The 26,081-nt window shown below is 69.7% G+C and carries 23 protein-coding genes; 16 read left to right on the top strand and 7 right to left on the bottom strand.

Annotated elements, in window-relative coordinates; translation table 11 throughout:
* Positions 1–16 precede the first annotated feature (16 nt).
* The 3 genes from ACTWQR_RS02350 (at position 17) to ACTWQR_RS02340 (ending at position 4,736) form a co-directional block, all read left to right on the top strand.
* Positions 17–1,618, top strand: coding sequence for an FG-GAP-like repeat-containing protein (locus tag ACTWQR_RS02350; RefSeq protein WP_443225160.1), 1,602 nt, complete (start codon positions 17–19; stop codon positions 1,616–1,618).
* Positions 1,619–1,676: 58 nt separating this feature from the next.
* Positions 1,677–2,873, top strand: coding sequence for a glycoside hydrolase family 64 protein (locus ACTWQR_RS02345; RefSeq protein WP_443225294.1), 1,197 nt, complete (start codon positions 1,677–1,679; stop codon positions 2,871–2,873).
* A 318-nt stretch (positions 2,874–3,191) separates the two neighbouring features.
* Positions 3,192–4,736 carry a fused MFS/spermidine synthase gene (locus tag ACTWQR_RS02340; RefSeq protein WP_443225159.1) on the top strand — a complete coding sequence of 515 codons (1,545 nt, stop codon included), beginning with the start codon at positions 3,192–3,194 and terminating at the stop codon, positions 4,734–4,736.
* A gap of 90 nt (positions 4,737–4,826) precedes the next feature.
* On the opposite strand, the gene ACTWQR_RS02335 is transcribed toward ACTWQR_RS02340, so the two are convergent.
* The 3 genes from ACTWQR_RS02335 to ACTWQR_RS02325 all read right to left on the bottom strand — a co-directional run bounded on the left by ACTWQR_RS02335 (position 4,827) and on the right by ACTWQR_RS02325 (position 7,861).
* Positions 4,827–5,597, bottom strand: coding sequence for a YqjF family protein (locus tag ACTWQR_RS02335; RefSeq protein ID WP_443225158.1), 771 nt, complete (start codon positions 5,595–5,597; stop codon positions 4,827–4,829).
* 479 nt (positions 5,598–6,076) lie between these two features.
* Positions 6,077–7,027: a phosphotriesterase family protein gene (locus tag ACTWQR_RS02330; RefSeq protein WP_443225157.1), complete on the bottom strand. Its 951-nt coding sequence runs from the start codon at positions 7,025–7,027 to the stop codon at positions 6,077–6,079.
* 144 nt (positions 7,028–7,171) lie between these two features.
* Complete coding sequence (locus ACTWQR_RS02325) at positions 7,172–7,861, bottom strand: GntR family transcriptional regulator (protein ID WP_443225156.1); 690 nt, start codon at positions 7,859–7,861, stop codon at positions 7,172–7,174.
* 259 nt (positions 7,862–8,120) lie between these two features.
* On the opposite strand from ACTWQR_RS02325, the gene ACTWQR_RS02320 reads away from it, so the two are divergent.
* The 8 genes from ACTWQR_RS02320 to ACTWQR_RS02285 all read left to right on the top strand — a co-directional run bounded on the left by ACTWQR_RS02320 (position 8,121) and on the right by ACTWQR_RS02285 (position 17,817).
* A complete protein-coding gene (locus tag ACTWQR_RS02320) occupies positions 8,121–8,900 on the top strand; it encodes a sugar isomerase domain-containing protein (RefSeq protein WP_443225155.1) in 780 nt (259 codons plus the stop codon).
* On the top strand, positions 8,897–9,589 hold the full coding sequence (locus ACTWQR_RS02315; protein WP_443225154.1) for an SDR family oxidoreductase: 693 nt from the start codon (positions 8,897–8,899) through the stop codon (positions 9,587–9,589). The genes ACTWQR_RS02320 and ACTWQR_RS02315 overlap by 4 nt, the downstream gene beginning before the upstream one ends.
* Positions 9,586–10,914, top strand: a complete 1,329-nt coding sequence (locus ACTWQR_RS02310) for an FAD-dependent oxidoreductase (protein WP_443225153.1) — start codon at positions 9,586–9,588, stop codon at positions 10,912–10,914. The genes ACTWQR_RS02315 and ACTWQR_RS02310 overlap by 4 nt, the downstream gene beginning before the upstream one ends.
* A 189-nt stretch (positions 10,915–11,103) precedes the next feature.
* Positions 11,104–12,075, top strand: a complete 972-nt coding sequence (locus tag ACTWQR_RS02305; protein WP_443225152.1) for an ROK family protein — start codon at positions 11,104–11,106, stop codon at positions 12,073–12,075.
* Between the two features lie 310 nt (positions 12,076–12,385).
* On the top strand, positions 12,386–14,062 hold the full coding sequence (locus ACTWQR_RS02300; RefSeq protein ID WP_443225151.1) for a glycoside hydrolase family 13 protein: 1,677 nt from the start codon (positions 12,386–12,388) through the stop codon (positions 14,060–14,062).
* 98 nt (positions 14,063–14,160) lie between these two features.
* On the top strand, positions 14,161–15,516 hold the full coding sequence (locus tag ACTWQR_RS02295) for an ABC transporter substrate-binding protein (protein ID WP_443225150.1): 1,356 nt from the start codon (positions 14,161–14,163) through the stop codon (positions 15,514–15,516).
* A 10-nt stretch (positions 15,517–15,526) separates the two neighbouring features.
* Positions 15,527–16,900, top strand: coding sequence for a carbohydrate ABC transporter permease (locus ACTWQR_RS02290; protein WP_443225149.1), 1,374 nt, complete (start codon positions 15,527–15,529; stop codon positions 16,898–16,900).
* Entirely contained in the window at positions 16,897–17,817 is a 921-nt protein-coding gene (locus ACTWQR_RS02285; RefSeq protein ID WP_443225148.1) for a carbohydrate ABC transporter permease, read from the top strand. The genes ACTWQR_RS02290 and ACTWQR_RS02285 overlap by 4 nt, the downstream gene beginning before the upstream one ends.
* A 92-nt stretch (positions 17,818–17,909) precedes the next feature.
* On the opposite strand, the gene ACTWQR_RS02280 is transcribed toward ACTWQR_RS02285, so the two are convergent.
* Together ACTWQR_RS02280 and ACTWQR_RS02275 are read right to left on the bottom strand one after the other, a co-directional pair.
* A complete protein-coding gene (locus ACTWQR_RS02280; RefSeq protein ID WP_443225147.1) occupies positions 17,910–18,758 on the bottom strand; it encodes an endonuclease/exonuclease/phosphatase family protein in 849 nt (282 codons plus the stop codon).
* 92 nt (positions 18,759–18,850) lie between these two features.
* Positions 18,851–19,291 (bottom strand): MarR family winged helix-turn-helix transcriptional regulator, encoded by a 441-nt coding sequence (locus ACTWQR_RS02275; RefSeq protein ID WP_443225146.1) that lies wholly within the window; start codon positions 19,289–19,291, stop codon positions 18,851–18,853.
* Positions 19,292–19,453: 162 nt separating this feature from the next.
* Here ACTWQR_RS02275 and ACTWQR_RS02270 point away from each other — a divergent pair, with 162 nt between their 5' ends.
* The 5 genes from ACTWQR_RS02270 (at position 19,454) to ACTWQR_RS02250 (ending at position 23,987) form a co-directional block, all read left to right on the top strand.
* Positions 19,454–20,551: a substrate-binding domain-containing protein gene (locus tag ACTWQR_RS02270; protein WP_443225145.1), complete on the top strand. Its 1,098-nt coding sequence runs from the start codon at positions 19,454–19,456 to the stop codon at positions 20,549–20,551.
* A gap of 133 nt (positions 20,552–20,684) precedes the next feature.
* Positions 20,685–20,966, top strand: a complete 282-nt coding sequence (locus tag ACTWQR_RS02265; RefSeq protein ID WP_443225144.1) for a zinc ribbon domain-containing protein — start codon at positions 20,685–20,687, stop codon at positions 20,964–20,966.
* A gap of 63 nt (positions 20,967–21,029) precedes the next feature.
* Positions 21,030–22,277 carry a formamidase gene (gene fmdA / locus ACTWQR_RS02260; protein WP_443225143.1) on the top strand — a complete coding sequence of 416 codons (1,248 nt, stop codon included), beginning with the start codon at positions 21,030–21,032 and terminating at the stop codon, positions 22,275–22,277.
* 91 nt (positions 22,278–22,368) lie between these two features.
* Complete coding sequence (locus tag ACTWQR_RS02255; RefSeq protein ID WP_443225142.1) at positions 22,369–23,400, top strand: alpha/beta fold hydrolase; 1,032 nt, start codon at positions 22,369–22,371, stop codon at positions 23,398–23,400.
* 2 nt (positions 23,401–23,402) lie between these two features.
* Positions 23,403–23,987 (top strand): DUF1097 domain-containing protein, encoded by a 585-nt coding sequence (locus ACTWQR_RS02250; RefSeq protein WP_443225141.1) that lies wholly within the window; start codon positions 23,403–23,405, stop codon positions 23,985–23,987.
* A 211-nt stretch (positions 23,988–24,198) separates the two neighbouring features.
* Here ACTWQR_RS02250 and ACTWQR_RS02245 read toward each other — a convergent pair whose 3' ends face one another.
* Complete coding sequence (locus ACTWQR_RS02245; RefSeq protein ID WP_443225140.1) at positions 24,199–25,551, bottom strand: MGH1-like glycoside hydrolase domain-containing protein; 1,353 nt, start codon at positions 25,549–25,551, stop codon at positions 24,199–24,201.
* Positions 25,548–26,015, bottom strand: a complete 468-nt coding sequence (locus ACTWQR_RS02240; protein WP_443225139.1) for a hypothetical protein — start codon at positions 26,013–26,015, stop codon at positions 25,548–25,550. Before ACTWQR_RS02240 ends, ACTWQR_RS02245 begins: the two co-directional genes overlap by 4 nt.
* Positions 26,016–26,081 lie beyond the last annotated feature (66 nt).

Genomic DNA, 26,081 nt, shown 5'->3' with positions numbered 1-26,081 from the left:
CCAGAGGAGAAGCTCCATGGCCGTGTCCGTCCGCCGCAGACACCCACCCGCGCGCCGCGGCACGCGAACCCGGTGCCTGAAGCGGCGGGCATCCGCCGCAGCCCTCGCCGCCGGTGCGGTCCTCCTGACGCTCGTGCCGGCAGGACCGGTCTCGGCCCAGACACCCGTCCCTCAGTTACGGGTCATGCCCCTGGGCGACTCAATCACCTGGGGCGTGGGCAGCGCCACCACGTCGTCGTACCGGGCGCCCCTCGCGAGCCTGGTGGCCGGTCAGTCCGCGTACACCGGGCAGTTCGTCGGTTCGCAGAACTCCGGCACGCTGGCCGACCAGTCCAACGAGGGCCACAGCGGATACGTCATCTCCCAGATCCGCGACGGCATCGACGGCTGGATGTCCGCGGCCCGCCCCGACGTGGTGATCCTGCACATCGGCCTCAACGACCTCGACCGGGGCGTCGACGTCCCGAACGCTCCCGCACGGCTGGCCGACCTGGTCGACCGCATCAACGCCGACCGGCCGGGCACCAGCGTCATCATGCTGGGCCTCATCCCGACCACCCCGGACCTGGGCTCGCGGGTGGCGGCGTACAACGCGGCCGCCAAGCAACTGCAGGTCACCCAGCAGGCCGCCGGGAACAACTTCCTCTACGTCGACCCACCCGCCCTGACCTCCGCCCAGTTCGCCGACGACCTGCACCCGAACGACGCCGGCTACCAGCGCATGGCACAGGCCCTCGCCCCTGCCCTCACCGACGTGTTCGACGCCGGATGGACCGCCGGAAGGCGGCAGTTGGGCGCGGGCACCGAGTCCGGCACCACCGGCAAGGTCCGGTGGGCGGACTTCGACGGCGACGGCCGGGCCGACTACCTGGCCCTCGCCTCCACCGGCGCGGTGTCGGTGTGGCTCAACCGCGGTGGTGACGGCCGCGGCGGCTGGTCGCCGCTGGGCCAGGTCGCCTCGGGCCTGACGGCTGACACGCGCCGGATCCGCTTCGCCGACTTCGACGGCGACGGACGAGCCGACTACATCGTCCTCGGCGCCAACGGCGCGGTGACGGTCTACCTCAACCGCGGCGGCGACGGTCACGGCGGCTGGTCCGTCCTCGGTCAGGTCGCCACCGGCCAGACCACCGACCCCAGCCAGGTGAAGTTCGCCGACTTCGACGGCGACGGCCGGACCGACTACGTCCTAGTCGCCTCCACCGGCGCTGTGTCGGTATGGCTCAACCGCGGCGGCGACGGCCACGGCGGCTGGTCACCACTGGGCCGGATCACCACCGGCCTGACCACGGACGCCTCCAAAGTGCGCTTCGCGGACCTCGACGGGGACGACCGCGCCGACTACACGTGGCTGAGTTCCACCGGCGCGGTCTCGGCCTACCTCAACCGGGGCGGTGACGGCCGCGGCGGCTGGCTGGGGCGGGGACAGGTCGCCTCCGGGCTGACCGGTGACGCCACCCGTGTGTCCACGGCCGACTTCACCGGCGACGGCAACGCCGACTACGTCCTCGGGGACAACACGACCAACGCCGCCACCGTCTACGCCTGGCAGGGCGGGGACGGCCACGGCGCCTGGAACGGCCTCGGGCGCGTCGCCGGCGGCGTCGTCATCGGCTGACCGCTCGCTCACAGCCCCGCACCAAGGACCAAGGACCAATAAGGAGAACAATGTGTCCATCTCTGTGACGCGAAGGACGCTGGCCGCCGTGCTGGCAGCCCTGGCCATCAGCCTGGGTATCACCTGGCCGGGCACCGGCAGCCAGGCCCAGGCCGCCGTGCCCACCACCATCCCCCTGACGATCAGCAACAACTCGGGGCGCGGTGACCAGGTCTACGTCTACAACATCGGCACCCTGCTCACCACCGGCCAACAGGGCTGGGCCGACGCGAACGGCACGTTCCACCCCTGGCCCGCCGGCGGCAACCCTCCGACCAACGCGCCCGACGCGTCGATCGCCGGACCGGCCAACGGCCAGACCATGACGCTCCGGATGCCGAAGTTCTCCGGCCGCGTCTATTTCTCCTACGGCCAGAAGCTCGTCTTCAAGCTGACCACCGGCGGCCTCGTGCAGCCCGCCGTGCAGAACCCGTCGGACCCCAACAGGAACATCCTGTTCAACTGGACCGAGTACACCCTCAACGACTCCGGCCTGTGGATCAACAGCACCCAGGTCGACATGTTCTCCGCGCCGTACGCAGTCGGCGTGAAGGCCGCCAACGGCACTGTGAAGAACACCGGCCACCTTAAGCCGGGCGGGTACAACGGCTTCTTCAGTGCGCTGCGCGGTCAGCCGGGCGGCTGGGCGAACCTCATCCAGACCCGTTCCGACGGCACGGTCCTGCGGGCCTTGGCCCCGGGGCACGGCATCGCGGCGGGCGCGCTGCCGGCGAATGTGATGGACGACTACATCAACCGCGTGTGGCAGAAGTACAGCACTTCGACCCTGACGGTCACGCCCTTCGGCGATCAGCCGAACACCAAGTACTACGGGCGGGTCTCCGGCAACGTCATGAACTTCACCAACACCTCCGGCGCCGTCGTCACCACCTTCCAGAAGCCCGACGCAGACAGCATCTTTGGCTGCTACAAGCGTCTGGACGCACCGAACGACCTGGTACGCGGCCCGATCTCCCGCACCCTGTGCGCAGGGTTCAACCGCTCGACGCTACTGACGAACCCCAACCAGCCCGACACCAGCAGCTCCGGCTTCTACGCGGACGTCGTCACCAACCACTACGCCCGCAAGATCCACGCGCAGATGGCCGACGGCAAGGCGTACGCCTTCGCGTTCGACGACGTGGGCAACCACGAGTCGCTCGTGCACGACGGCGATCCGCAGCAGGCGTACATCACCCTCGACCCCTTCAACTGACCCCGGGATCCGGGCCTTCCAGGGCCGGCGAAGCGGCGGTTGCCGCCACCTGGTGTGTCAGGTGGCGGCACGGGTGCTCTCCTCCTCGGCGTGGCGGCGCATGTCCACCAGCAGCTCCTCGCCACGCCCGGTCGGCCCTTGCACCGGCTGTGCTGTACAGCGAGACGGCTCGAGAGCCGTCTGGGGCCGGCCCGCCTGTTGCTCGCGGACTTCGATCCGGCGGTGTGTGACATCTTCGCCCACCGTGCCGCCCGGTGACGCGAGTCGACGGTAATGAGGATTTTCGCAAGGTGTTCGGCCGATGAGCCCCATGCAAGGATGTCGCCCGTGACCGGATCGTCTTCCTCCCCTGTCGCCGACGGCACGCCTCGCAACCACGGCCTGGGTCCCCGTGCCGCTGCCGTGCTGGTGTTCGGGTCCTCGGCCGCAGTCCTGGTGGTCGAGATCGTCGCTTTGCGGCTCCTGGCTCCCTACCTCGGCCTCACCCTCGAGACCAGCACCATGGTGATCGGCATCGCCCTCACCGCGATCGCCGTCGGCTCCTGGCTGGGTGGGCGCATCGCCGACCAGGTCAATCCACGTCGGCTCATAGGCCCCTCGCTCGGGGTGTCGGGAGCGGTCGTGGCGCTCACCCCTGCCGTGCTGCGCACCACCGCGGAGTGGGCAGCACCGCTGCTCTTGTTGATCGCGGCGGGGACCATCCTCGTGCCGGGCGCGCTGCTCTCCGCGGTGACGCCGATCGTGACCAAGTTACGTCTTACCAGCCTCGCCGAGACCGGAACGGTTGTCGGCCGGCTGTCCGGCGTCGGTACCGTCGGCGCCATCGCCGGCACCGTCCTCACCGGCTTCGTCCTCGTGTCGCGGTTGCCGGTCAGCGGCATACTGATCGGCCTCGGAACGCTGCTGGTGGTCGGCGGGGCGCTGGCTGAGTGGCGTACGCGCGGGTGGACCGGCACCCCTGCCCTCACCCTCGTGGTCGTTGCCGGCGGCCTCGCCACCACGGTCGCGCCCGGTGCCTGCGACACGGAGACCAAGTACCACTGCGCACGGGTCGTCGCAGACCCCGACCGGAACGGCGGCCGCACACTCGTGCTGGACGGCTTGCGCCACTCCTACGTCGACACCGACGACCCGACCTTCCTGGAGTTCGAGTATGTGCGCGCCATCGCGTCGGTGGTGGATTCCGCCTTTCCCGAAGGTGAGCCACTTGCCGCCCACCACGTGGGCGGCGGCGGGCTCACCTTTCCCCGTTACCTCGCGGCCACGCGGCCCGGGACGCGCAGTCTTGTGTCCGAGATCGACGGCGGGGTCGTACGCATCAACCGCGAGCAACTCGGTCTGAAATCAGGACGCGGTATCGACGTACGCGTCGAGGACGGCAGGCTCGGCCTGCGACGACTGGACGCCGGCAGCCGTGACCTCGTCGTCGGCGACGCCTTCGGCGGCGTCAGCGTGCCGTGGCACCTCACTACGGTGGAAGCGATGACTGACGTACGGCGGGTGCTCGACGAGGACGGCCTGTACGTCGCCAACCTCATCGACCACGGGGGCATGGACTTCGCGCGTGCCGAAGCAGCCACCCTCAGCGAGACCTTTGAGCACGTCGCCCTCGTCGGCGAACCCGCTGATATCGGCCTCGACCCGACCGCCACCGCCGAGGGCGGCAATATGGTTGTGCTCGCCTCCGACCGGCCAGTCGACGTACGCGCGGCCCAGGAAGCGCTGGACACACGGCGAACCGGGTGGAAGATCGCCACCGGCGACGACCTCACCTCCTGGATCGGCGATGCCCAACTGCTCACCGACGACTACGCACCCGTCGACCAGCTCCTCACCCCCTACAGCCCACGAACCAGTCAGTGACAGGACAGACGTCCAGGGCCTGCTCGTGTGCAGCGCGCAGGCGCGGGCCCTCACCACGTCGAAGCACGTCGGCAGCCGACACCGGTGCGGTCAGGGGGTGGGAATGCCTGCCGGGCGGGCGGGGCGGCCGAAGCGGACCGGGACGCCGGGCGAGTACAGAACGCTCAGCGGCTCACTAGCCGGCCTCGGGAAGCCGGCCGCCGCCATCAGATCCTCGTCGCACTCAACCAGTTCGGCCCGGTGCAGGGGCCAGCTGGGGTGGGCGTTGGGCAGGTACATCGGCCGGCCGAAGAAGGCGCTGTGCATTCCCCAGCGAGCGGTCAGGAAATGCTCCAACTCGGTGGGCTTCTCGATCCGTTCGCCCACCCGGACAGTGATGCGGCTGTGGGCGCCGCGCGGGCCGGGCCAGCGCCGGGAGCTGGTGTAGGTGACGCTGTCGCCGTCAGTACGGATGGCCATGCGGGACCACAGGTAGGGCATCCGGAAGGCGGTCCGCGCCACCGCCACCGGCACGAGACGGGAGGCGTCGAGTGAGCGGAAGACCACACCGCGCCGCCCGTGCGCGTCCACCGAGTAGAGGCGGACATTGGTCTCGGGGAAGCTGCCCAGGTAAGGGACGCCCGGGAGACGGAACCAGCCGACCCTGTGCATCCGGAACGCGACCAGGCCTACGTAGGTGACGCCGTTCAGGGTGTCGGGGACGGCCCCGGGCGGCAGCAGGCTCGCCACGTCGGCCGGGTCCACGGCCCAGTGGAGAAAGGTGAGGTCGAGCCAGGACTGGGTGAGCAGCGGGCGAGTTATCGCCTCCGGCGCGTCAGCCGTTATGGGGTCCGGGGGCGGAGGCGGGGGTGTCGACGGCACCGCGTCATTGTCACAGAACGCCCAGGGAACACAGAACGCCCGGGGCCACAACAGCTTGCCCTGGGCCTGCGAGCGCTCCAGGCCCGCGGACCGGCCAACTGCGCTGCGGACGCGTCGAGTTCGCGGCGATCGAGTCCGTCCCACCCGACGCGCGCCGATGAAGGCGATCCCCCGACCGCTCCCCTCGTCACGGCCCGCGACCACGTCGGCCGGAAGCGGTGAAACCCGGCTCACCCTGCCCCCCATGTCCGGCAGGATCCACGTGTCGCTCGGAGAAGCTGACGTTCATGCGACGCTCGCCGAGGGCTGTCGGACAGCCTCGATACGGCGGCGCACCTGCGATCCGCCGCCCCCGTAGGGGACGGCCGTTCCACGTCGGCCAGTTCCTCGGGCAGGGCGTCGAGTCCGGCAGCACCCGCCAGTCACGGCGGTGCGCGTGTGTTCGCAGTGCCGGAAGCCGGTTCAACCCGCGCGGGCCTTCACAGCGCTGGGGTCGCTTTGGCCAGCAGCGCCTGGGGAGCATGCCGCAGCACGGTGTCGACTGCCGTGTCACCGAGGCGGCGGCGCAACCGCGGGACGAAGTCGCGGCCGAGTACGTCCATCCCCGGCCCGCCGCCGTAGGCGCTGAGCGAGGACTTGCGTCCGACGTCGGTCCCCAGGCAGACGTGGCCCAGCTTGCCCGCCTCGGCGATGCGCTCGATCAGGTCGAGGACGACCGAGTCCGGCCGGTACTTGATCCGCCCGATCGTGTCGTAGACGAGGTGGGCGCCACGGGCGATCAGGTCGAGGTGGACTTCCGGATCGGGATTGCGGTCCGTGTGGGCGAGGAGGACCCGTCCGGCGGGCAAGCCGTGCTTGTCCAGGAGGTCCAGTGCGGCGTGTGCGGCGGTCCCGACCTCGGTGTGGACCGCCACGGCCACGCCCGTCCGCCGAGCCGCCGCCGCTCCCGCGGCGAACCAACGTTCCTCGTGGTGGTCGATCCGGTGGTACGAGGCACCGAGCTTGATGATGCCGGCCTTGTGGGGACTGGGGACGGGGCGGGGGAAGTCCCAGTCGTGGCTGTCCATGCCGACCCGCAGATCGTCCAGGAGTACATCGAGAAGCGTCGCGTCGTCGGCGTGGCGGGCCCAGTGAGCGGCCGGATAGTGCGCGCTGCGGTGGTAGCCGGTCGCGGCGACGACATGGATGGCGCTCGCGCGGGAGACCTCGGCGAGCTGGCTGGGGCGGCGTCCGAGGCCGACCGGTGTCAGGTCGACGACGGTGCGAATGCCGCTTGCCGCCACCCGCAGGAGCTCGGCCGCCGCCTTGTCGGTGTCGAGAAACTCGTCACCCGGGTTGACCGGGGTACGCAGGAAGACGTGCTCATGGGCATCCACCTCACCGAGTTCGGCAGCGGCGACCGGGCCAAGGACCGTCTCGACGACAGGCAATGTTGTTCTCCTTTCGGATGCCCACCTCCGGCGCGGGCGGAGGGGAACCCGGCGCGGCGACCGATGATGGGAGCCAAGTACAGGCTGTCGAAGCCGACATGCCGGCGGTCGGTGCCCAAGTGCCGGCGGCCAGGGCCCAAATGACTAGGCCAGTTCGATGTGGAACACGAAACGGGAACCCGCGTAGCGGGATTCGGTGAGTTCCACGGGTGTGCCGTCCGCGGTGGTGATCAGTCGGCGCTCGACGAAGATGGGCGCGCCGACGGGCAGGTCCAGCAGGGCGGCGTCGTCGTCGGTGGCGATGGCCGCTATCTGCGTTCCGGTCGCGCGGGAGGGGGCGAAACCCTGCTCGGTGAGCGCCTGGTGCAGCGAGCCGTGGGCCAGGTCCTCGCGCAACAGCCAGGCACAGGACGGCGGCAGCACGACGTTCTCGATCGCCATCGGCTGGTCGTCGGCCAGCCGCAGCCGCCGTACATGAACGACGTTGGACTGAGGTGCGAGCCTGAGCGCGGTGGTCTCCTCCTGGGTGCCCACGCGCCGTTCGCTCGCCAGGACGGTCGATGACACGGTCATACCGCGCAGGGCCATCTCCTCCGTGAAGGAGCGCAGTTGGCCCATCTGGCGATGGACCTGCGGTTCCCCCACGAAGGTGCCGACACCGGAGATCCGGTAGATCGCACCCTCGGCGACCAGGCGCTGGGTCGCCTGCCGGACGGTCATCCGGCTGACTTGGAACAGGTCGCACAGTTCCGCGTCGGACTCGATCTGATCGCCGGGGTTCAGCCCCGCGATCCGGCCGCGGATGTGCCGTTCGACTGCTTCATGTCGCGGCATGGGCCGCCGAGCCACAGCGTTCCTCCCTTGTCTATACCGGTATGCCTTTCGCAGCATAGGCCGTCAATCATCATGCGTCCACACTTGGCACACCCTGGTGGGAACCGATGATCAGCCTGCACGAGTGCTTGACGTCGCGCCGGTTGCCGCCTTAGCGTCCGGCATGTCTTACCTGTCTAGACATAGCCGCACAGCACGCCGGACGCTGCTCTGCGGGAGAGCGCCCTGTCTCCGCCCTCGTACCGAGAGGTTTCCGCCCGTGTCATCGTGGATCCGTACCGCAGTCGGGATCGTCGAGCAGCTTGCCGAGTCCCAGGCCGGCGCCATCGAGGCCGCGGCCCAGATCGCCGCCAGGTCGATCGCCGACGACGGCGTCGTCTACACCTTCGGCACCGGTCATTCGCGCATGCCGGTGGAGGAGATCTTTCCCCGCTACGGCTCCTACCCCGGTTTCCAGCCGCTGGTGGAACTCTCGATGACGTTCCACACCCAGGTGGTGGGGGCCAACGGACAGCGGCAGGCGATGTTCATCGAGCGCGTCGAGGGACTCGCCGACCAGATCCTGGCCAACTTCCGGCTGCGCCCCTGCGACAGCATGTTCATCTTCAGCGTCAGCGGGCTCAACGCCGTCCCCATCGAGATGGCGATGGGCGCGAAGAAGGCGGGTCTGCCGGTCATCGCGGCCACGTCGCTGCAGGAGACGAACGCCGCCGAACCGCGGCATCCGAGCGGATCCCGGCTCGCCGACCACGCCGATGTCGTGATCGACCTGGGCTCGCCGGTCGGCGACGCCATCAGCCGCGTCGCCGGCCTGGACGTCCCGGTCGGCCCGGTGAGTACCTTCACCGCGATCGCCGTGGTCAACGAGATCAAGGTCCGGGTGGCCGAACTCCTGGCCGAGCGGGGCGCCATGCCGCCGGTCATCACCAGTTCCCGCCTGGTCGGCGCGGACCGCAGCAACGAGCTGTTCGAGGGCGCTTACCTCGAGTTCGCCCGACGCTCCGCCGCCGCTCTGCGCACCGCGGACGGTACACGGTGAAGCGCCTGCTGGTGGCCGGCGCCCAGGGCGGAATCGGCGCTGCGTGCGTCAATGCCGCGCGGGCCGCCGGTGCCCAGGTCTTCGAGGCCGACCGCGATACGTACGACATCACCGTGTCCGCGGGGGCCGACGCGGCGGTGGCGCGAGCAGCCGAGGCCCTGGACGGTCTCGACGGCATCGTGCACGCGGTGGGCATGTCCGGCCGGCGTCTCGGCGACGGGCCGATTGACGAGTGCAGCGACGAGGCGTGGCGCGAAGTGCACCGGGTCGATCTCGACTCTGTTTTCTACCTGTTGCGCGCCGGCATCCGGCAACTGTCCGGCTCGGGCGGGTCGATCGTCGTCGTCGGCTCGGCTCTGGCGAGCACGCTCGATAAGGACTTCCTCACCGCGGCCTACGCCACCGCGAAGGGCGCCCTCGTTCCCTTGGTGCGCTCGGCCGCGTTCACCGGAGCGCCCAAGGGTGTCCGCGTCAACATCGTCGCGGCCGGCCTGGTGGACACCCCGATGGCCGCGCGCGCCATGGCCAATCCGGCGATCCAGGACCGAATGCCGCGGCTTATGCCACTCGGCGCGCGGGCCTGCAGCCCCGAAGAGATCGCCGACACCGCCATGTGGCTGCTGTCGGACGCCTCCTCCCGCACGACCGGCGCGGTCGTCCCCGTAGACGGAGGGTGGCACCTGAGGTGAACGGCACACGCATCAGCCAGGCGGAGGCCGCGCGTTATCCGCTGCTGTGGGACGGCGATGTCGTGGTCGTCGGCGGCGGATCGGCGGGCTCCGCGGCAGCCGTCGCGGCCTCACGGCGGGGCGCTTCCACCCTGCTCGTGGAGGGCGCCGCTCACCTGGGCGGCACCGCGGCGAGCGTGCTGGACACCTTCTACGGCTTCTACGCGCCGGGCACGGGTGATCGCGTCGTCGGCGGCGTCGGCTGGGAGGTGTGCCAGGCGCTCACCGATCGCAAGTCGGCCTTCGAACGCCCCAACACATACGGTGCGGGCACCGGCATCACCTACGACCCCGAGACGCTCAAGCTGGTCTGGGACGAACTCACCGGTGCTGCCGGCGTGCGGGTCCTGTTCCACGCTCGTGCGTCACGGGTGGTGATGGAGGATCAGAGCGTTGTCGGGGTGGTCGTCGAGACGGTCGCCGGCCCCGGACACGTACGCGCCAGGGTCGTCGTCGATGCCAGCGGTGACGCCGACATCGCGTGGCGTGCGGGGGCGGCGCTGGAACGGCCCGCCGAGGACCGCGTCGTGCAACCGCTCACCCAGACGTTCCGGCTCGCCGGCGTCGACGCGGCGGCGACACCCACGGCGGAGCTGCACCGCCTGATGGCTCTGCACGCGGACTCAGGAGCGTACGAGCTGCCCCGCCGCGAAGGTTCCGTCCACCGGACCACCGAACCCGGCGTCGTCCACACCAACGTGACGCGCGTGAGCGGCGTCGACCCGACCGATCCGTGGCAGCTTTCGGCAGCCGAGCAGGAAGGGCGCCGCCAGGTCGTCGAGTACACACGGTTCCTCGTCGAGCAGGTGCCGGGGTACGAACAGGCGTTCCTCATCGCGTCCGCGCCCCGCATCGGCGTACGGGAGAGCCGCCGCCTGATCGGCGAGTACGTCCTGGGCAGGGAAGACGTCCTCAGCGCGCGTCAGTTCGAGGACGCCATCGCGCGCTGCGGCGCTCCGATCGAGGACCATGCCGCCGGACACAGGACGATCTGGCAGTACGTCGGTTCCGGTGACGAGACGCCCACCGGCCGCACTTACGGTGTTCCCTACCGATGCCTGCTGCCCCGCGGCGTCGACGGTCTACTGGTCGCGGGCCGGTGCCTGTCGGCCACCCATGACGCCCACGCCTCCGTCCGCTCCATCGGACAGTGCATGGCGATGGGGCAGGCCGCAGGGACCGCGGCGGCGCTGACGGTCTCCGCCGGATGCCGGCCCCGCGATGCGGACATCGCCGAACTGCGTGAGCAACTCGCAGCCGACGGCGCCCTGATCTCACCCGACTGACCCGCTTCGCTGCACAAAGGCTAGACAGGTCGTGTATTGGACGCCGGATCCACTCAAGAGCTGGTCGCGTCGACTCAATCAGCCAGAATTTCCGATTCTTTACGTCTCAACTGATTGACTGGACGATTTGCGCGGCCTAGCTTCCCGTTAAGTCTATACAGGTAGTACTGATCCTGATCAGGAGATCGCATGGTCGTGACCAGGGGCGGTCCTCGCCCCGAAGGGCCCGCCCTGGGGGTGGACATCGGGGGAACGAACATCAAGTGGGTGCATCGTGCCGGCGCGGCCGTCGTCGCGCGGGGCATGCTGCCCACCCCCGCCGCCGGCCCCGCGCAGGTCGCCGCCACCATCGCCGAGATCGCGGACGCGCGCACCGTCGAGGCCATCGGCGTAGCACTGCCCGGTCACTTGAGCCCGGACCTGCGCTCCACCACCACCATCCCGAACCTCGACGGCGACTGGCAGGGCTTTCCGCTGGCGGACACGCTCGAGCGCGCGACCGCGAAGCCCGTCCTGCTGATGAATGACGCACGCGCGTTCGCCTCCGCGGAGCTCGCTCTGGGCTCCGCGCGCGGTCACACCGACGTGCTGTTCATGACCATGGGCACGGGAATAGGCGGTGCGATCGCCCTGGACGGCACCGTCCTGCGCGGACCCGGCGACAGGATCGGCGAAATCGGTCACGTGACAGCCGAGCCCGGCGGTCACCCTTGCGGATGCGGGGCCCGCGGCTGTCTGGAAACGGTGGCGGGCGGCCGGGCACTCGCGGCCCTCTGGACCCGGGCCCTCGCCTCTCGCGGCAGCGGGAACCAGGACCGGTCGGCGACACCCGAAGACCTGGTCCGGGCCGCCCGGTCGGGCGACACCACGGCCCGGGAGATCCTCGATGCCGTCGCTTTGGCCGTGGGCACGGTACTGGGGAGTGTGATGGCCCAACTCGGCATCTCGACCGTTGTCGTCGGCGGTGGCGTCGCACCTGCCTTCGACGTGATGCGACCGACCGTCGAACTGGCACTGCGCGACCGTCGGCCACTGATCGGCCCGGTGACACTCCTGGCCGCCGGACTCGGCCCGTACGCCGGCGCGACCGGGGCGGCGCTGAGCGCCACCGCGCAGCCCCTCGCCGCCCCTTCGACGCTGCCTCAGTTATCCGTGATCTGACGGCCTTCCGCACCTGTCGGTGGGCGTCGCGCCCGGCGAACGGCCTTCGTCCCCGCACCCACCGGAGAGCGTAACGACTGGCGAATCGCCTTTCGTCCCACCCAGCGAGCGGTCACCTCCAACGACCCGGTTCCGCCCGCCGAAGGATTCCGTACCCGCGGCTCCCTCGCCCCGGCTTGCCAACCCACCCTCCAAAGCGCCATTCAACGCGCCTTCCGTGGCGCAGAATCCGGCGCCCTGTCCGCCGGCCGCCGTTTTCTCCCCGCGCGGCGGCCGGTCTCCATCACGCCCAGCCCAGGACGGTTTCCCGATGATCGACGCGTTCGTCGACGACGGCTCGGTACAGAACGAACCGCGCCCCTCTGAGCGGTCCCAGCACACCGAGCGACAACAGTGGTGGCGCAGCGCCGTCATCTACGAGGTGTACGTCCGCAGCTTCCTCGACAGCACCGGGGACGGCATCGGCGACCTCGCCGGTGTCCGCGCGGGTCTTCCCTACCTCAAGCGACTCGGTGTCGACGGCATCTGGCTCAACCCGTTCTACCCCTCGCCGCAGTACGACCACGGCTACGACGTCGCCGACTACTGCGATGTGGACCCGGTCTACGGAGACCTGGCGGAGTTCGGCGGCCTGGTGGACGACGCGCACCGCCTCGGGTTCAAGGTGCTCATCGACATCGTCCCCAACCACTGCTCCAGCAAGCACCCGTGGTTCCTCCAGGCCCTGGCCGAAGGCCCGGACAGCGGCCCCGCCAGATCCCGCTTCCACTTCGCCGAGGGCCGTGGTGCGGGCGGTGAACTGCCGCCCAACAACTGGCATTCCATGTTCGGCGGACCCGCCTGGACCCGGGTCACCGACCCCGATGGCACGCCGGGCCAGTGGTACCTGCACCTGTTCGGGCCGGAGCAGCCCGACCTGAACTGGCGCAACCCCGAGGTCGGCCGCTACTTCGAGCAGGTGCTTCGGTTCTGGCTGGACCGCGGCGTCGACGGCTTCCGTATCGACGTGGCCACCGGCCTCTTCAAGCATCCCGAACTGCCGGACTCCCCGGACCCCGCGGCCGACGCGCGGGCCCGCGACACGGTCAACCCCCTGGCGTGGAACCAGCCCGAGACGCACGGGGTCTGGCGCACCTGGCGCGCCATCTGCGAGGAGCACACCGCCCGGGACGGCATCGACCGGCTGCTCGTCGGAGAGGTGTCGGTACGCACCCCGGCCGAACAGGCCGCCTACGTTCGCCCGGACGAGCTCCACCAGGCGTTCTTCTTCCATATGCTGACGGCTCCTTGGGACGCCCCCACGTTCCGCCGGGTCATCCTGGACGCTCTGCGGGACATCGCCGACACCGGTTCGACCATCACCTGGGTGCTCAACAATCACGATCAGGTCCGCACCGTCACCCGGTACGCGGCCGCCGCCCGCGCTCGCGCCGCGGCGCTGCTGATGCTCTCCCTGCCCGGCGCCGCCTACATCTACCAGGGCGAGGAGCTCGGCCTGCCGGAGGTCGTCGACCTGCCGGACGAGGTGCTCACCGACCCGATCTTCCACCGCAGCGGCAGCCGCGTGGGAATACGCGACGGCTGCCGCGTGCCACTGCCGTGGTCGGGACACATGTCCCCGTTCGGTTTCACCTCGGGTGAGGGCGTCGTCAAGCCGTGGCTGCCACAGCCCGCCTGGTTCGCCGCGCACACCACTGAACGGCTCATGGCCGACCCCGGTTCCTTCTGGCACCTGTACCACGACGCCCTCCGGTTGCGCGCGAGCCTGCCCTCGCTCGGCAACGGAACGCTGCGCTGGCTGGAGTCGCCACCGCAGGTCCTGGCATTCGTCCGCGGCGACGGGCTGGTGTGCGCCGTCAACTTCGGCGACGCCCCTTGTCCCGCCCCGGTCCCGGGCACGCCGCTGCTGGCGAGCGGTCCCTGCCCACCCGGGACCCTGCCCGGCAGCACCGCCGCCTGGTGGGCGGCCGACGGCCTCACGGGCTGACCCGCTGTCCCCCTATTCCCCCGCTGGATGGGCGTGCCTCGCCACATGGTCCGTCCATCGCCACACGTTTCGTCCGTTCTTCACAAAGGAGTGACCCAATGAATGGCAGAGCGGCAGCACTGACGGCCGTCGCCGTCCTGGTGATGGGGGCCGCCGGGTGCGGCTCCTCGGACAAGGACGCCTCCAGCACCCCGGCGACCACCGAAGCCAAAGACGCCTCCTCGCTGAACCTGCCCAAGCTCGACGGGCAGGACCTACAGGTGGCCGGCGTCTGGACGGGCCCCGAGCAGAAGAACTTCCTCAAGGTCCTGGCCCGCTTCGACGAGCTGACGGGAGCGAACACCACCTTCGTGCCCACCGGCGACAATGTGTCGACCTTCGTCGGCAGCAAGATCCAGGGCGGCTCTCCGCCGGACGTGGCTCTGCTGCCACAGCCCGGCGTGCTCCAGCAGTTCGCCAAGTCCGGCTGGCTCAAGCCGCTCCAGCCGGACGTGACCAAGGAACTGGACAAGAACTACAGCCAGGCCTGGCGCGACCTCGGCACGTACAAGGACAACCAGTACGGCGTGTTCTTCAAGGTCACCAACAAGTCCCTGTTCTGGTACAACACCGCGGTCTGGGAGGAGGCCGGACTGACCGACACCCCCACTACCTGGGAGCAGTTGCTCAAGGACGGTCAGACCCTCTCCGACTCCGGCACTCCCCCGTTCTCCATAGGCGGAGCCGACGGCTGGCTCGTCACCGACTGGTTCGAGAACATCTACCTCAGCCAGGCCGGCCCGGACATGTACGACAAGTTGACGACGCATGAGATCAAGTGGACCGACCCATCGGTGACCAAGGCGCTCACCACACTGGGCGAACTCTTCGGCAGGCCGGATCTGTTGGCCGGAGGCACTCGGGGCACGCTGCAGACCGACTTCCCCACGTCGGTCGGCCAGGTCTTCTCCAACCCGCCCAAGGCCGCACTGGTCTACGAGGGCGAGTTCATCGCGACCAACATCACCCAGGAGACCACGGCCAAGGTCGGCACCGACGCCAAGGTCTTCCCCTTCCCGACCGTGGACGGCGGTAAGGCACCGGTGCTGAGCAGCGGCGACGTCGCGGTCGCGCTCAAGGACGGCGAAGGCGCGCGGGCGCTCATGCGCTTCCTGGCCTCCCCGGAGGCGGGAGAGATCGCCGTGCAGCAGGGCGGTTTCCTGTCACCGAACACGGCAGTCGGCTTCTCCAACTACCGCGACGACACTGTGCGGGGCATCGCGGAGAACCTGATCAAGGCCGGCGACAACATCCGGTTCGACATGTCCGATCAGGCACCGGCCGCGTTCGGCGGAACCAAGGGTCAGGGAGAGTGGAAGGACCTGCAGGACTTCCTCGCCAAGCCGTCCGACGTCGCCGGAGCGCAGAAGCAGCTCGAAGCGGACGCCGCGAAGGCGTTCGCCAAGGCGGGCTGAGGCAGTCGTCATGTCACAGACCCTTTCCCCTCCGTCCCCCGCCGCCCCCGCGGCGGCGGGGGCACCCGCCCGCCGCACGAGGACGCCCCGCAGCCGTGGATGGATCGCGGCGTTCTTCCTGCTGCCCACGCTGATCCTGCTCGGCGCACTCGTGGTGTATCCGATCGTGTGGTCGGTGATACGCAGCCTCTTCGGCCCCGACGGCTTCACCGACTTCGTCGGGCTGTCCAACTACACCGGCGTCTTCACCGACCACCAGACCCTCATCGCCATCAAGAACAACGCGATCTGGGTCGTGGTCGCACCCGTCGCGGCCACCGGCCTCGGCCTGATCTTCGCCGTGCTCACCGAGCGGATCCGCTGGGGCACCGCCTTCAAACTGGTCGTCTTCATGCCGATGGCCATCTCCATGCTGGCCGCCGGCATCATCTTCCGGCTGGTCTACGACGAGAGCCCCGACAAGGGCGTGGCCAACGCGGTGGTGACCGGCGTCCACGACACCTTCTTCAAGGCATCGGCATACCCCGGAGCCCACCCCAGAGTGGCAGGCCCCGGCAGCACCTTGACCGGCCCGGTCGGCGGCCCCTACACCGGCAAGTCCACCAACCCCGGTGACGGTCCGGCCGCACTGGCTCTGGTCGGAGTGCAGCCCAGAACCCTGACCGACGCGAAGCAGGCCGCCGCGCCGGGTTCGTGCCCCTCGGGCGCCTTGTGCGGCACGGTCTGGCTGGACTTCCAGCCAGGCGGCAGCACTCCCGGGAAGATCGACCGGGGTGAGAAGGCGCTGGCCGGCGTCCGGGTCGAGGCTGTGCGTGACGGGCGCGTGATCGCCACGGCGACCGCCGCCAAGGACGGCACCTTCACCCTGCCCGCGTCCCGGATCGGCGCCTCACCGGTGCAACTGCGCCTGCCCGAGACGAACTTCACCTCCCAGTACCGGGGTGTCAACTGGCTCGGTCCGACCCTGGTCACCTGGTCGATCATCGGCGCCTACGTCTGGATGTGGACCGGCTTCGCCATGGTCCTCATCGCGGCCGGACTGGCCGGCATCCCCCGGGAACTGCTGGAGGCGGCACGAGTCGACGGCGCGAGAGAGTGGCAGGTCTTCCGCCGCATCACGGTGCCGCTCCTGGCGCCGGTGCTGGGCGTGGTCCTGGTCACGCTGGTGATCAACGTACTGAAGATCTTCGACCTGGTGTACGTCATCGCGCCCGGCGGCAGCCAGCAGGACGCCAACGTACTGGCCCTGCAGCTCTACCTGTCCTCGTTCGGCGGCGGCAACGACCAGGGCACCGGCAGCGCGCTCGCCGTGCTCCTGCTCGCCCTGGTCGCGCCGGCCATGTTCCTCAACATCAAGCGGTTCCGAAAGGAGAAGTCACGGTGACAACCCTTCAGACCGCCGAGCCCGCCCGGACCGACACAGCCACCCCAACTGCCTCCGGTCGTGCGGGACCGGGCGCCGCGGTGCGCGTGGCACGTCGGCTCGCCGGCGGATCCACCCGGCTGGTCCTGCTGGTGATCGCCCTGTTCTGGCTGCTGCCCACCGTCGGCCTGCTGCTTTCCTCGCTGCGCGGGCCACTGGACATCCAGGCCTCCGGCTGGTGGACGGTCCTGACCAAGCCGGCGCAGCTGACCCTGCACAACTACACCAACCTGCTGGACGACTCGGCGATCACGCATTCGTTCCTGAACAGTCTGCTGATCACTGTCCCTGCCACGCTGCTGGTCGTGGTCATCGGCTCGCTCGCCGGGTACGTCTTCGCGTGGGTCGAATTCCCGGGCCGGGACTGGGTCTTCCTGCTCATCGTCGGCCTGCTCGTGGTGCCGCTGCAGGTCGCGCTGGTGCCCATCACCAGCCTGTTCGGGAAGCTCGGGATCTTCGGCAGCATCGTCAGTGTCGTCCTCTTCCACGTCGCTTTCGGCCTGCCGTTCGCGATCTTCCTGCTTCGGAACTTCTTCGCGGGGATCCCGCGCGAACTCCTGGAGGCTGCCCGTCTCGACGGGGCGGGCGAGTTGTGGCTCTTCATGCGGGTGGTGGTTCCGCTGGGCGGGCCCGCGATAGCCTCGCTCGGCATCTTCCAGTTCCTGTGGGTCTGGAACGACATGCTCGTCGCGCTCATCTTCGCCGACCCGGGCTCGGCCCCGCTCACCGTGGCCCTGCAACAGCAGACCCGGGTGTTCGGCACCAATATCGACGTCCTGTCCTCCGGCGCCTTCCTCTCCATGATCATCCCGCTGGCGGTCTTCTTCGCCTTCCAGCGGCAGTTCGTCAACGGCGTCATGGCAGGAGCGCTGAAGTAGCCGACCGCTCTCGCGTCCCCGGGCCCATCCCCGATGGGCCCGGACACGCCACGGCGGATTCGGAGCCCGTCGCACCCCGGAACCCGGCATGGTCAGCCCTCTGTCGAGAGATCGCGGTCCGGGTCGAGGTCGACGACGACGCCGAAGTGGTCGCTGAGCCAGACACCGTCTGTTGGCTTGTCGAACGCCGACGACGCCCCTTCGATGCGACACCGGGCATCGGGGTGGGCGTCCCATGAGCCGACGAGCACGTAGTCGATGCGGCGGCGATGGCCGGGCTGGCGGACTACCTGGTCCATGCCCTTCGCCGCGTTCGGGTTCTCGGTGGTCCAGGTGTGGCCGGGGCCATCGCCGGCGACCTCCCACGCGTCGTGGTAGCAGACGCTGCGCCCCGCCAGCGATCCGCGGCCTGTCAGGTAACGGATGCTCGTCGTGTCCGGCGCGGCGTTGAGGTCGCCGGCGATGATCGTGGGCAGCCGGGTGCGATGGCGGGCGTCAAGGTCGGTCACCGCGAGCACCTGCCGTTCACGGGCTGCCTCGGCGCTCAGCCGCCAGGCGGTCGTGGTGGCGATGAACAACAGCTCGCCCGCGCCGGGGATCGCGACCGAGGCGGCCAGCGTGGCCCACGGAACGTCCGGCGCGTCGGCGCCGCACATGTCCAGCGCGTCGACGACTCGGTGCGGCCACCGGGTGGCCACCGCGCAGCCCCCGTACCGCTCGCCTCCCGGCAGGGTCTCAGCGAGGACCTGATTCCGGTGCGTGCCGTGCAGCCCCGTCCCGTCCATGAGCTCGGACAGCTGGTCCCGCTCCGGGATGTGCACGACTTCCTGAAGCGAGACGAGATCCGGATCCAAGCGACGCAGCTCACGATTGATGAGCTCAGTTCGGCGGGGATCGCCTTCCGTGTTCCAGACGTTGAACGTCACGACCCTCACGTGCATGACACCTCCCGACATCCGGGCCTACCGTGGTCCGTCTGCCCCCTCAGGGCACGGGCACAACCTCCCGCGGCAGAATCGCGTCAGCGTTCCCGTCAGCCCAGCCGCCTCGACGCTCGCTGCAGCAGCGTCCGCAGCAGGGCCGTCTCCTCGGCGCCGAGGGCGGTCACGATGTGCTCCTGCTCGCGTTCGACCACCGCGGTCCAACGCGTCAGCGCCTCGCTGCCCCGCTCGGACGCGAACACCAGCACGCGTCGCCGGTCCGCGTCGTCCACCCGGCGCAGGACGAGGTTGAGGGACACCATACGGTCGACGACCTTGGTCAGGGTCGGTGCCGAGAGCAGGGCGAACTCGGCGACCTCGGTCATCGCATGGCCGGCGCCGTCGCCGAGGAACGACAGCACGCGCCACTCCTCGAGCGTCGCCCCCTCCGCCTTCAGCGACTCACCGAGCCTTTGGACGACGCTCCGCTCCACGAGCGTGAGGGCTCGCGCGAGGTCGAGATCGGCTACGGCCGCCGGGGTCGTCGTGGTCATCGCCCTGCCAAGAGTCGTCGTGGTCGTGGGGGGTGCACTGCGGCGATCGTGGTCGTGCGGGTTCGCACGGCAGACGGGTCGCGTGAAGTGGTTCCACGATACAGTCATTTCCTTATCGCCGTGAAATATTCTCGTAGCAACCAATCGCTACTGTGAGCACCTATGATCGAGAAGGCGTCTGTCCGGCTCGGCTCTCCGGCGGGCCGGACCCGGGACGCACTGGATGTCGCCCTTGTGATCCCGCTCCAGGGCCCGGCCGGGATCTTCGGCCCGTCCTGCGAGTGCTGTGCCCAGCTCGCGGCCGAGGAGGTCAACGCCGAGTCGGGCGTGCTGGGCAAGGAGCTGCGACTGGTACTCGTCGACGGCGGGGCGCCGCCCGAGCAGGTGGCGACCGAGATCGACGCGCTGATCTCCGGCGGCGTCGTCGACGCGGTGGCCGGCTGGCACATCTCCGCCGTCCGCGAGGTCGTCGCCCCGCGCATCGACGGCCGAGTGCCGTACGTCTACACCGCGCTGTACGAAGGCGGCGAGCGGTCCCCCGGCGTGTTCCTCACCGGCGAGACCCCGAACCGCCAACTGCGGCCCGCACTCCGCTGGTTCGCCGGCGAACTCGGCATCCGGCGCTGGACGATCGTCGGCGACGACTACGTCTGGCCCCGCGCCTCCGCCCGCGCCGCCCACCGCTATCTGCGCGAACTCGGCGGCGAGGTCTGCGACGAGATGTACGTGCCCCTCGGCACCAAGGACTTCGGCCCGGTGCTGGCCCGAGTCGCGGCCAGCGACTGCGAGGCCGTCCTCATGCTGCTGATCGGCGACGACGCCGTGCTCTTCAACCGCGCCTTCACCGCGGCCGGACTCGACCGCGACCGCATCCGGTTCAGTTCGCTGATCGAGGAGAACGTCCTGCTGGCGACGGGGCCGGAGAACACCCGGGGCCTGATGACCTCGGCCGGCTACTTCGAGGACCTGCCGACCGCGTACGGCCTGGACTTCGCCGCCGCGTACGGACGCCGGTTCGGGCCCCAGGCGCCGGTACTCAACAGCCTCGGCGAGTCCTGCTACGAGGGCGTGCGCATGCTCACCGAGCTGCTGCGCCGGGCGGGCGACGTGGACGTGGCCCGGATCCAGGCGACCGCCGAGGGCCTCGAGTACGAGACCCCGCGTGGCACCGTCCAGATACGGGACCGCCATCTGAGGCAGCGCGTGTTCCTCGCGGCGGCCGACGGGCTGCAGTGGGACGTGCTCCAGCAGTTGCCGTAGTAGCCGGCCTCGACGCCGACCTCGTTCTCGATGGCGGCAGTCCTTTTTACACGCACGTTACAAGCCCCCCTCTTGCCCAATTGCTTCGACTGGAAATAGTTTTTTCCCGAAGCTTTTGGAAGGTTGGTTGTCCATGGCTACCTATCAATACCGCTGCGCCGGCTGCGGCCCCTTCGACGTGATCCGTCCGATCGGCCGCGCCCTGCCCGAAGAACCCTGCGAAACGTGCGGCGACCAGGCCCGCCGGGTCTTCACCGCCCCGATGCTCACCCGAACCCCCGCTCCCCTGGTGCACGCCCTGCGCACCCAGGAGGCCAGCGCCCACGAACCGCGCGTCGTCACCCAGGTGCCCCCGGCCCGCCGCCGACCGGCTCCGGCCGCGGATCCCCGGCACGCCCAACTGCCCAGGCCCTGAGCCCTGTTACCGCCAGCAAGCCCTGAGCTGCGTTGCCCAAGCCCCACCACGAAAGGCAGCCCCATGCCCGAAGTCGTCTTCAGCGTCGACCAGGCCATGTCCATGCGCGACCAGAAGGTCCCCGGTCACAACCGCTGGCACCCCGACATCCCGCCCGCTGTCAGCGTGAAGCCGGGCTCGGAGTTCCGCGTCGAGTGCCGGGACTGGACCGACAACCAGATCGGCAACAACGACTCGGCCAACGACGTCCGCGACGTCGACCTCACCCACGCCCACATGCTCAGCGGCCCGATCGCCGTGGAAGGGGCCGAGCCCGGCGACCTGCTCGTCGTCGACATCCTCGACCTGGGTCCCATACCCCAGTCGGAAGGCGAGGGCTCCGGGCAGGGCTGGGGCTACACCGGTGTCTTCGCCAAGGACAACGGCGGCGGCTTCCTCACCGACCGCTTCCCCGACTCGTACAAGGCGGTCTGGGACTTCCACGGCCAGCAGGCCACCTCCCGCCACATCCCCGGCGTCCGCTACACCGGCATCACCCACCCCGGCCTCTTCGGCACCGCGCCCTCCGCCGAGTTGCTGGCCCGCTGGAACGCCCGCGAGCAGGCCCTCATCGACACCGACCCGCACCGGGTGCCGGCGCTCGCCCTGCCTCCGATCGCCGACAACGCACTGGCCGGGACGGCGACCGGCGAGGCCGCCTCCCGTATCGCCGCCGAAGGCGCCCGTACGGTCCCGGCCCGCGAGAACGGCGGCAACCACGACATCAAGAACTTCACCCGCGGCTCGCGCGTCTTCTACCCCGTTCTCGTCCCCGGCGCCCTGCTCTCCGGCGGCGACCTGCACTTCAGCCAGGGCGACGGCGAGATCACCTTCTGCGGCGCGATCGAGATGGGCGGCTTCATCGACCTGCACGTCGATCTGATCAAGGGCGGCATGGAGAAGTACGGGGTCACGACGAACCCGATCTTCATGCCGGGCAACGTCGAGCCCCGCTACAGCGAGTTCATCTCGTTCGTCGGCATCTCCGTCGACCACCAGACCGACACCAACCACTACCTCGACGCGACGATGGCGTACCGCAACGCCTGCCTCAACGCCGTCGAGTACCTCACGTCCTTCGGCTACAGCGGCGAGCAGGCCTACCTCCTGCTCGGCTCGGCACCGATCGAGGGCCGGCTCAGCGGCGTCGTGGACATCCCCAACGCGTGCAGCACCCTCTACCTCCCCACGGCGATCTTCGACTTCGACATCCGGCCGACGGCCGAAGGTCCGAGGAAAGCCGACCGCGGCCAGTGCGCCGTGACGTCCTGAAGCCCTGCGGGACCCGCGAGACCTGGGAGATCTTCCAAGCTTTGGAAGACCCGAGAGACCTGAAGTCCTGAAAGTTCTGAAAGGCAACGCCATGAGCGACCATCTCACCTTCCAGCTGGGCGACTTCACCACCCAGAGCGGCGCCACCCTGCGCGGCGCCCACCTGGCCTACACGACGTACGGCGAGCTCAACGCCGACAAGTCCAACGCGATCGTCTACCCCACCTGGTACTCCGGGCGGCACTGGGACAACGAGTGGCTCATCGGCTCCGGCATGGCCCTCGATCCGGAGCAGTACTTCATCATCGTCCCGAACATGCTCGGCAACGGCCTGTCCACCTCGCCGAGCAACACCCCGCCGCCGTACGACCGCGCCCGCTTCCCGGACATCACCGTGTACGACCAGATCGCAGCCCAACACAAGCTGGTCACCGAGGAGTTCGGCATCGAGCGGATCGCGCTCGTGACGGGCTGGTCGATGGGCGCCGGGCAGACCTACCAGTGGGCCGTCAGTCATCCGGAGATGGTCGAGCGGATCGCCCCCTTCTGCGGCTCGCCGCGCACGAGCCTCCACAACAAGGTCTTCCTGGAGGGCGTCAAGGCCGCGCTGACCGCTGACGCCGTCTTCAACGGCGGCTGGTACGACGAGAATTGGCCGACCACCGGGCTGCGCGCGGCCGCCCGGGTGTACGCGGGGTGGGGCTTCTCGCAGGCGTTCTACTGGGAGAAGGAGTACGAGAAGCTCGGGTACACCTCCCTGGAGGATTTCCTCATCGGCTTCTGGGAGGGCTTCTTCCTCGACGGCCGCGACCCCAACAACCTGCTCACCATGCTCCGGACCTGGCAGAACGGCGATGTCGGGCTCACCCCGGGCTTCGACGGCGACACGGAGGCGGCGCTGGGCTCCATCCGCGCGACGGCACTCGTCATGCCCGCCGAGAAGGACCTCTACTTCCCGCCGGAGGACGAGGCCTGGGCCGTCAGCCACATACCGGGCGCCGAACACCGCGTGATCCCCGGCATCTGGGGCCACTTCGCCGGCGGCGGCAGCAACCCCGAGGACACCGAGTTCATCGACACGGGTCTGAAGGAACTGCTGGCCAAGCCGGGCGGGTTGGCGTAGCCATGCGCACCGGACGCATCACACTGCCGCACGAGGTCAGCGCCTCGATCGTCGCGTTCGCCACGGTCTTCCTGCTCATGAGCCCGCTCAACATGCCGACCTGGGCCATCTTCGTCACCTGGGCCGGAACGTTCCTCCAGGGCGGCCCGAGCCTGGCCAACGCGATCGCCATGGTCACCGCCACCACCACGGGAGCGGGCTTCGGGGTGGTGGCCGTACTGCTCAACCGGGAGACCGGCACGATGTTCGGCACCGGAGCGTTCGCCCAGACCCTCGCCCTGGCTGTGGTGATCTTCTTCGTCAACGGAACGCTGCTGGCGACCGGCCGACTGCGACCGTTCGCCCTCATCCCCGGCATGTTCTTCGGCTTCGCGTCGGTCTTCGCCACGTACTTCGGCGGATTCGGCTACGACGCCGGTCATCTGGGCGCCGCCTTCGTCAGCGCGGCCGCGATGTGCGCCCTCGGCCCGCTCTGCGCCACCCTCGGGCTACAGCTGATGTTCGCCCCACCGGCCACCACGCCCGAACCGGCGAAGCAGCACGAGACCGAGGAGGTCACACGCTCGGCCAGCGAGGCACCCGCCTGACACAGTTGCTCGCGGGGGCGCAGCGTGGGGGGTGGGCCGGCGTCGGCCCACCCCCGGCCCGGGCCGGGGTCAGGGGCGAGCGGTGCCGGCTGCCCGGTCGAGGACCGCCTCCGCCTCGCTCACTCTCCGGCGGACGATCTCGCGGGCCGGCAGGATGTCGTGGACGAGTGCCGTCGACTGTTCCGGTACGCCGCGACATGTCACGGCTCACTCAGGCGTCCGGCGCGGCGCACAGCAGGTCGAGGGTGAGGGCGGCGGTCCAGGAGAAGTTGTGGGTGCCGCGGCCGTCGCCGGTGGTCGGGTCGACGTACTCGGAGAACTGTGAGCTTCCCGCCGTCGTGAGGAAGGCGGCGCGGAGGTGGTCGGCCTGCCTGACGCGGCCGTGCACGCGCAGACCGCGTTCGATGAGCCAGGCGGTGTTGAACCAGGCCGGGCCACGCCAGTACCGGGTGCGGTCGAAGGCGTGGCCCGTCAGGTCGTAACTGGGAATGAGCGCTGTGGACTCGGCGTGGAAGTGCGGCCCGTTCAGGGAGTGCGTGAGTCGCTCGACGATGTGGTCCGGTAGGCCCGGGACGAGGAGGGGAACGAGTCCCGCCACGCTGAGCTCCGGGATGAGCTGGTCGTCCGCCAGGTCACGTACGAGGAACAGTCCCGTGTCCTCGTCCCACAAGCGCGTCACGAGGGCTCGGGTGAGGTCGGCGGCGCGTGCCTCGTGGGGAGCGGGGTCGGCGCCCAGTTGGTCGGCGATCCGGGCGAGCGCCTGCTCGCTGACGGTCAGGAGGGCGTTGAAGCAGGGGTCTTCGACGGCGAAGTGGTGGCGGCCGGCGTCGTCGTAGCCGGCGGCGCGGTAGTCGGCGGCCAGTTGGACGTAGCGGCCGTAGTCGAGGTCTGTGGGCCGGTCCGCGGGGTGACCGTGGTTGAGGTCGGCCCGGTGGAAGGTTTCTGGGGCTGCGGGCGTGACGCGGGTCAGCGGCTTGTCCCAGCAGGGGCTGTTGTCCATGCCGGGTTCCCATGGGTGTACGACAGCCGCGAGGCCGGCGCCTGCCAGGTCGCGCCGGGTCAGCAGATAGTGGTGCCAGGCGGCGAGTTGGGGGTAGACGCGGGCCAGGAACTGACGGCGCCGGGATTCCGCCGGGTCGGCCAGGTGGACGAGCCAGGCCGCCAGGGCGTGGACGGGCGGTTGCACGATGCCCGACGTCTGGGCGACCGCCGGTGCTCCGGCGTGCTTGCCGGCGCTGGAGGACTGCCAGAAGTCGGGGCTGGGGAAGTAGGCGTCGAAAGGCAGAGCGGGATTGAAGACGATGTGGGGAATGCGGCCGTCTGCCCACTGGGCCGCCAGCAGCGATTCGAGCTCGCGCTGTGCGCGGCGTGCCGAGAGATGTCGCAGGCCGATGGCGATGAAGGCGGAGTCCCAGCTCCATTGGTGCGGATAGAGCGTGCGGGAGGGAACGGTGGAGGTGCCGGTCCAGTTGTCGATGAGGACCCGCGCCGCACCGCGGCGCAGTGTCAGGTGGGCTGAGGTGGCGGTGGGTGCGGGCACGGACAGGTCGAGAACCTCCCTCACGCGCCGGACCTCTCGAGGGGGCCGGGGATGCGGCGCACGGCGTCGACGGGCTCGACGGGCTCGACGGGCTCGACAGGTTCGCCCGTCGGCCGGCATTCCGCGACCAGGTAGCCGTCGTGGCCGGTGGTTTCAATGATCAGGTCGGCGACTTGTTCCAGGCGGTTGGCCATGTGGTCCTCGGAGCGGTTGAGCGGCTCGGTCAGGAGGGTGACGCCTTCGCTGCGGGCGTGCTCGCGCAGTTCGGCGTTGCGGGCGCCGAACAAGTGCGGCATGTCCCCGCGCACGGTCGGCATGACCTCGCCGTCCTTGAGCGCCCGTTTGAGTTCGGGCAGACCCGAGGCGGGGTGTAAGTCTTCCGTGGCTCGCAGTTCGGTGGCGTCGTAGCCGGCATTCTCGGCGAACTCCCACTTCGTCCGCAGGCTTTCGCCGGGTAGGGGTTGTCCTTGTGCGGCGGTCTTGAGCATCGCGGGCCTTTCAGAATTCCAGGACGGACTGGGAGGGCGTCGGCAGAGGCGTTCGCTGCTGAAGTG

This window comes from Streptomyces sp. 2A115, from assembly GCF_052245575.1.
Classification (GTDB): domain Bacteria; phylum Actinomycetota; class Actinomycetes; order Streptomycetales; family Streptomycetaceae; genus Streptomyces.
The sequence above is the reverse complement of the archived record's forward strand: the minus strand, read 5'-3'. Positions and strand labels throughout refer to the sequence as shown.